The sequence below is a fragment of the Bradyrhizobium sp. NAS96.2 genome (assembly GCF_001908235.1).
GTDB lineage: Bacteria > Pseudomonadota > Alphaproteobacteria > Rhizobiales > Xanthobacteraceae > Bradyrhizobium.
In genome coordinates, this window is record NZ_LGHK01000294.1 from 1 (window position 1) to 5,240 (window position 5,240).

A 5,240-nucleotide genomic window follows, 5' to 3' on the forward strand; every position below is an offset into this window, starting at 1 on the left:
GGCAGCGGCGGACCGGATGACGGTCTCGCCGGATCGATCTCCGACGAGCTGAGCCCGGCGGCAGCGCCCGAGGCCACCGACGCGGTCGCCGATTTCGACAGCCATGACACGGAGCCGGCGCCCTCGCTCGCGCAGCCCGAACTGGTCGCGCAGCCGGCGGAATGGCAGCCGGTCGAGGCCGCACCCGTCGAGGCGATCGCAGTGCCCGAGCCGGAAACCGTGGCAGCGCCTGCCGCTGAGGACACGGCCGCCGAAAGCGACCGCGCGCAGCGCCGCCGTTCGACGGTGCGCGAAAAGGTCAGCTTCGCGTCGAGCCCGCAACCCGAGGCACCGGCGCCGGTTCAGAGCCCGGCGGAGCAAACCGCCCCCGCCCATGAACCTGCAGCTTCTGCGCCGGAGCCCGCTGCGGCCGAGGCTCCGGCCCGCAAGGGCTGGTGGTCGCGCCGCTTCGGCGGCGGCAACTAGCACCACCTGCAAGTCAAAGCGCCCGGTTCACGCCGGGCGTTTTTATTGGACAGGGCAATCCGTTCGTCAGACGCCGGCGTAACGGAGCCTGACGGAGACGGACCCCAATGCATAGCGCGATCGTTCTTGGCGGCGGCATGGTGGGCGTCAGCACGGCGCTGCACCTGCAACGCCGCGGCTGGTCAGTTGCGCTCGTCGACCGCAAGGAACCGGGCCGCGAAACCAGCTACGGCAACGCCGGGATCATTCAGAGCGAGGCGGTGCGGCCCTATCCGATGCCGCGCGATCCGGCCACGCTTGCGCGGATCGCGATGGGACGCACCAATGACGTGCGCTATCGCCTGGCCTCGCTGCCGCAACACGCCGGTCCGCTGCTGCGCTACTGGTGGAACTCGACGCCGGAGCGACACCGCGAAGCCACCCTCGCCTGGGCGCGCCTGATCGCCTACGCCACCGCGGAGCACGACACGCTGATCCGCGATGCGCATGCCGACAATCTGATCCGCCGCGCCGGCTATCGCCTGCTGCATCGCGATCCGGTTGCGCTCGAGCAGGCGATCGCAGTCGCCGAAGAGAACCAGCGTGACTTCGGCGTGCAGTTTCGCGTGCTTGATGGCCGCGAGCTCGCCAAGGCGGAGCCGTTGCTGCGCGACGACCTGCCCGGCGCCATTCACTGGCTCGGGCCGTGGACCGTGTCAGACCCTGGCGGTCTCGTCTCCGCCTATGCCGGATTGTTCGAGCGTCTCGGCGGGACGATGCTGCACGGCGATGCACAGACGCTGGCGCAGACAACGTCCGGCTGGTCGGTCGACACCACGGGCGGCCGGATCGATGCCGCCAACGTCGTCGTCACGCTCGGGCCGTGGTCGCCGCAATTGCTGCGCAAGTTCGGCTACCGGATTCCGCTGGTGCGCAAGCGCGGCTACCACATGCACTATCAGGGCGGCCGCTCGCTCGACCTGCCCTTGGTCGACACCGCGAACGGATATGCGATGGCGCCGATGGCCAAGGGCATCCGCATCACCACCGGCGCGGAGCTGACCAGCCCCGATGCGCCAGCCACACCGATCCAGCTCGGTTACGCGGAAACTGCGGCGCGCGAGCTGATCGAGATCGGCAGCCGGGTCGAGCCCGAGCCGTGGTTCGGCACCCGCCCCTGCACCACCGACATGCTGCCGGTGCTCGGGCCTGCGCCGCGCCATCGCGGACTGTGGGTCAATTTCGGCCACGGCCATCAGGGCTTCACGCTCGGCCCCGCAACGGCGCGGGTGCTGGCCGAAACAATGAACGGCGAGGCATCCTCGGTGGACACCTCGCCGTATCGGTTAGACCGGTTCTAGCCGCGGACGCGGATCAGTCCGTCGTCAGCGCGGTCTCCATGTCGGTCGGATCGATCTGCCTCGAGAGATTGGCATTGAGCTTGTCGCGGTCGAGCTCGCCCTCCCACCAGGCGACGATCACGCAGGCGACGCCATTGCCGCACAGATTGGTCAGCGCGCGGCACTCGCTCATGAACTTGTCGATGCCAAGCACGATCGCCATGCCCGGCACCAGCCGCGGATCGACCACCGCAAGCGTCGCCGCCAGCGTGATGAAGCCCGCGCCGGTGATGCCGGAGGCGCCCTTCGAGGTCAGCATCGCCACGACCAGGATCGTGAGCTGCTGGCTGAACGTGAGATCGTAGCCCAGCGCCTGCGCGATGAACAACGTCGCCAGCGTCATGTAGATGTTGGTGCCGTCGAGGTTGAACGAATAGCCCGTGGGCACCACGAGACCAACCACGGATTTCGAGCAGCCCAGACGTTCGAGCTTCTCCATCAATGACGGCAGCGCGCTCTCGGAGGACGAGGTGCCGAGCACGATCAGGAGCTCGTCCTTGATGTAGGCGAGGAACTTGAAGATCGAGAACCCCGCGATCCGCGCGATGATGCCGAGCACCACGAACACGAACAGCGCGGCGGTCAGATAGAACGTCGCGATCAGCCCCATCAGGTTGAGGATCGCGCCGGTGCCGAACTTGCCGATGGTGAAGGCCATCGCGCCGAACGCGCCGATCGGCGCTGCCCGCATCACGATCGAGATCACGCCGAACACCGCGTGCGCGGCATCGTCGATGAACGAGCGGATGGTGTGGCCGCGCTCGCCAAGGCCCATGATCGCGAAGCCGAACAGCACCGAGAACAGCAGCACCTGCAGGATCTCGCCCTGCGCGAAGGCGCCGACGACGGTGTCTGGAATGATATGCAGCACGAAGTCGACGCTCTTCTGCGCCTCCGCCTGCTTGGCATAATTGGCGACCGCCTGCGCATTCGCGGCCGCGCTGCCGAAGCCCGCACCCGGCTTCACCAGATTGCCGATCAGCAATCCGATCACCAGCGCGAAGGTCGAGACCACCTCGAAATAGACCAGCGCCTTGACGCCGATGCGACCCACCTTCTTGGCATCTTGTATATGCGCGATGCCCGAGACCACCGTGCAGAAGATGATCGGCGCGATCACCATCTTGATTAGCTTGATGAAGCCGTCACCGAGCGCCTTGATCCACTCGTTGGTGGCAAGCGACGGCCAGAACGCGCCAACCAGCGCGCCGAGCACGATCGCGATCAGGACCTGGACATAAAGAATCTTGTACCACCGCTTGCCACCGGCTGACGCCGGTGAAGCCGTGGCAACGGTTGCCGTTGCCATGTGTCACTCCCCCTCAGAAATGGCGGAAATAGCCAAGATCAACTTGGCCGTTCAAGTCAAATGGAACTGTGTAGGCCCTGCCGTTTATCCGCGGCGATCTGTCGCGTCCCGCGCCGCCGAAACACGGCCGAGCGCTTGCGAAACCAATCTAGCCGACAAGGCGGAGGGCTCTCAGAGATTGCGGGCTATTTAAGCCAATGCGCGATCCGCGCAACTGCTTCCTGCATCTCCGCCGCGGAACGCGCATAGGAAAATCGGATGAAGGCGCGGCCGTGGATCGGATCGAAATCGACGCCCGGGGTCGCGGCGACATGCGCCTTCTCGAGCATCTCGCTGGCGAAGGCGAAGCTGTCGGAGGTGAAGTCGGAGACGTCGGCATAGAGATAGAATGCGCCGTCGGCCGGCAGGAACTTGGTCAGCCCGGCCTTCGGCAGGCCCTCGATCAGGATGCGGCGATTCTCCTGATAGCCGCGCTTGATCGCCTCCATCTCCTCGCGGCCGTCGAAGGCCGCTTCGGCGGCGATCTGCGACAGGGTCGGTACTGAGATCGACAGGTTCTGCTGCAGCCGCTCGATCGGCCGCACCAGCACGTCGGGCACCACCATCCAGCCGACGCGCCAGCCGGTCATGCAGAAGTACTTCGAGAACGAGTTGATCACGAGCGCGTTCGGCGACAGCTCCGCCGCGGTCACCGCGGGAAACGCGTAATCGAGCCCGTGATAGATCTCGTCGGAGATGAAGCGGATGCCGGCACTGTCGGCGGCCGCCATCAGGCTCGACAGCGCCTCGCGCGACATCATGGTGCCGGTCGGGTTGGCGGGGCTACCGACCAGCACGCCCTTCAGCGGCGCCTTGCGATGGGCGGCCAAGAGCGCCTCGCCGGTCAAGGCATGGCGGGTGTCGCCTGACGTCTCGATCAGCACCGGCTCGCAGCCGAGCGCAGTCAGGATGTGACGATACGGCGGATAGCCGGGCACGGTGACCGCGACCCGGTCGCCAGGCTCGAACATCGCAAGGAACGCCAGGATGAAGCCGCCGGACGAGCCGGTCGTGACGATGATGCGCTCCGCATCGACTGCGCAGCCATACGTGTCGCGGTAATGCCGGGCGATGCGCGCGCGCAGCGAGGGAATCCCGAGCGCCGAGGTGTAGTCGATCCGCCCGCCGGCAAGCGCGGCCTGCGCGGCCGCGATCGCCTGCTTCGGCGCGCCCTCGGCGGGCTGCCCCACCTCCATATGGATGACATGGCCGCCGGCGGCCTCGATTCGCGCCGCGGCGGCCATCACGTCCATCACCATGAACGGCGGAACATCGCTCCGCCCGGACGCTGTCAAAAGGCTGCTCACACGGTCTCTCGCTGTCGCTTCACGCATGGATTTCTGCTATTGCACGGCCGCGGCCGGATTTGGGTTCCCGTGATCTGCGACCGCCCCAGACTGGCCGCATTCGGTGGCTCCTTATAACGCTTTCAGGCCAGGTGAATACCCCAAGTGAATACCCGGTTCGCGTGAAGAAGAACTGCAAAAACAACAGACTGCGCCACGCGCACGATCCGGTCGGCCCCGGAACAAGCGTTTGCTCCGGCGCGGCCCGTCATCGCCGATAGATCGCCCATGCTGTTCCGCCTCACGCTGCGCACCAGGACCATCAAGCTGACTGCCTTCAAGCTGACCGCCCTGCTGACCGCGGTTGCGCTCGCCGTTGGACCCATCGTCCCCGCGCGGGCCCAGCAGAAGGGCCCGCCGGTGCTGCGCGACACCGAGTCCGAGCAGCTGCTGCGCGAATACACAAGGCCGATCCTGCGCGCTGCCGGGCTGGAGAAGCAGAACATCCAGATCGTGATCATCAACGACGGCTCGTTCAACGCCTTCGTCGCCGACGGCCGCCGCATCTTCGTCAATTACGGCGCGCTGCTGCAATCGGAGACGCCGAACCAGATCATCGGCGTGCTGGCGCATGAGACGGGCCATCTGGCCGGCGGCCATCTGGCCAAGATGCGCGAGCAATTGGCGCAGGCGCAGACCCAGATGATCATCGCGATGCTGCTCGGCGTCGGCGCGCTCGCCGCGGGTGCCGGCGGCCGCAGC

General features: G+C 66.6%; 4 protein-coding genes and 1 pseudogene. 3 read left to right on the top strand and 2 right to left on the bottom strand.

What is annotated here, in order from left to right; all coding sequences use genetic code 11:
• Both AC628_RS39960 and AC628_RS39965 read left to right on the top strand, forming a co-directional pair.
• A pseudogene (locus AC628_RS39960) lies at nt 1-465 on the top strand (ribonuclease E/G); the annotation flags it as partial.
• A 107-nt stretch (nt 466-572) separates the two neighbouring features.
• Nucleotides 573-1,805: an NAD(P)/FAD-dependent oxidoreductase gene (locus AC628_RS39965; protein ID WP_074132214.1), complete on the top strand. Its 1,233-nt coding sequence runs from the start codon at nt 573-575 to the stop codon at nt 1,803-1,805.
• Between the two features lie 13 nt (nt 1,806-1,818).
• Here AC628_RS39965 and AC628_RS39970 read toward each other — a convergent pair whose 3' ends face one another.
• The gene (locus tag AC628_RS39970) at nt 1,819-3,153 is read right to left on the bottom strand and encodes a dicarboxylate/amino acid:cation symporter (RefSeq protein ID WP_074132216.1); all 1,335 of its coding nucleotides are present in this window, start codon (nt 3,151-3,153) and stop codon (nt 1,819-1,821) included.
• A 185-nt stretch (nt 3,154-3,338) separates the two neighbouring features.
• Nucleotides 3,339-4,526 carry a pyridoxal phosphate-dependent aminotransferase gene (locus AC628_RS39975; protein WP_074132218.1) on the bottom strand — a complete coding sequence of 396 codons (1,188 nt, stop codon included), beginning with the start codon at nt 4,524-4,526 and terminating at the stop codon, nt 3,339-3,341.
• Nucleotides 4,527-4,766: 240 nt separating this feature from the next.
• Here AC628_RS39975 and AC628_RS39980 point away from each other — a divergent pair.
• Nucleotides 4,767-5,240: M48 family metallopeptidase (locus AC628_RS39980; protein WP_168193542.1), on the top strand; the 474-nt coding region annotated here is incomplete at its 3' end.

Bases quoted from the DNA above. Each gene is read 5' to 3' on its own strand.
- AC628_RS39965 (WP_074132214.1), top strand. From the start codon at position 573: ATGCATAGCGCGATCGTTCTTGGCGGCGGCATGGTGGGCGTCAGCACG.
- AC628_RS39970 (WP_074132216.1), bottom strand. From the start codon at position 3,153: ATGGCAACGGCAACCGTTGCCACGGCTTCACCGGCGTCAGCCGGTGGC.
- AC628_RS39975 (WP_074132218.1), bottom strand. From the start codon at position 4,526: ATGCGTGAAGCGACAGCGAGAGACCGTGTGAGCAGCCTTTTGACAGCG.